Source organism: Sphingobium terrigena, assembly GCF_003591655.1.
Lineage (GTDB): Bacteria > Pseudomonadota > Alphaproteobacteria > Sphingomonadales > Sphingomonadaceae > Sphingobium > Sphingobium terrigena.
The window spans coordinates 1-1,097 of the sequence record NZ_QVRA01000091.1 but is presented as its reverse complement, the minus strand read 5'-3'; the positions used below and the strand labels follow the sequence as shown (position 1 = coordinate 1,097).

Here is a 1,097-nt window from a genome sequence, read left to right as displayed (position 1 = left end):
GATAAGCTCGCCGAAAGCGCGCAGGAAGCGGGCTTTGCCGCTGTGCTCGAGAAACCTCTGCGCGATGGTGTGCTGGTACAGACCATCGGCGAAGTAATCTCCGCCGGGCGGAAAGTTGGCAGCGATCACTGCTAGGGAAATGGAATATCGCGCCGTGATCGGAACCTCTGCGACATCCTCGCACCTTCCCGGGACCGGCGCTCGTCCCACAAGGCATTTTCTCCGCCGCCTTCTGATGGTGGATATGCGCGCGATTCCGCGTGCGATCTTCTTCGCGGGCGCGCCCGGCCCTGGTGACTGCAAGGGCGGGGCCAGCGCGATCCGGGTATTCATGGCCGGGTCGTAGCATATGGAGGCGAGCTTGCCCGCCACGGTCATCGAAGCGGCGCGCGATCGGGGCGAACTTGGCTTCGTCGTTCTTCTCTTCGCGGCCACGGCGGTTGCCCTGGGTAATAGCGTCGTCCTGCCATTCCTGCCAGAAATGGTGGGTCAAATGTCTCCGGACGCGAGTGCCCTCGCGAGAGGGCGCCTTGTCGTCGCCCTGGTCACGGTTTCCCAGATCGCAGGGTGTCTCTCGGCGCCGTTATGGGGCTGGATTTCCGACCGGTGGAAACGGTGGCCGATCCTGGTCGTGGGGCTGTTGGGTTTCAGCCTGACAATGGCGTTGTATTCCGCGGTCGGATTCGAGCGACTCTATGTTTTGCGGTTGCTCAATGGCGTGTTTGCGGCGGCCGTCGTGCCGACGGCATTTGCGATGGTCGCCGATCGTTCACCAGATCTGGTTCGGCGAGCGCGTCAGTTCACCTGGCTGAACGCCCTGGTCTTCGCGGGCGACCTGACCGGCCCGCTCCTTGGAGAAATTTCGGTGGCGCTCGGAGCAACGTCGCCATTCCTGGCGCCAGCTGCATTGAGCGCGATCGCCATGCCCGGTCTTCTTCTGGTTTCACGGGAAAGTGCCACTGGTCCGGTCGGCAGCGTTCCACGCCCGAAAGCGCGTGAGGCGCTTGTCCCGCTGCTCCTGATCTCGGCCATTGCGTCCGGGTGCCTCACCGTTCTGCATCTGACGTTGTCGCTTGGATCGGGCGCGCGGGATCTGT

2 protein-coding genes are annotated in these 1,097 nt (G+C 63.5%); one reads left to right on the top strand and one right to left on the bottom strand.

The window, feature by feature from the left end; all coding sequences use genetic code 11:
- Positions 1-333, bottom strand: a 333-nt coding sequence (locus tag D0Z70_RS25145; protein ID WP_182914113.1) for a hypothetical protein, incomplete at its 3' end; no start/stop codon positions are given.
- Between the two features lie 28 nt (positions 334-361).
- Between D0Z70_RS25145 and D0Z70_RS24495 the strand changes: the two genes are divergently transcribed.
- Positions 362-1,097 (top strand): MFS transporter (locus D0Z70_RS24495; protein WP_182914112.1); only part of this gene is annotated, 736 nt, incomplete at its 3' end.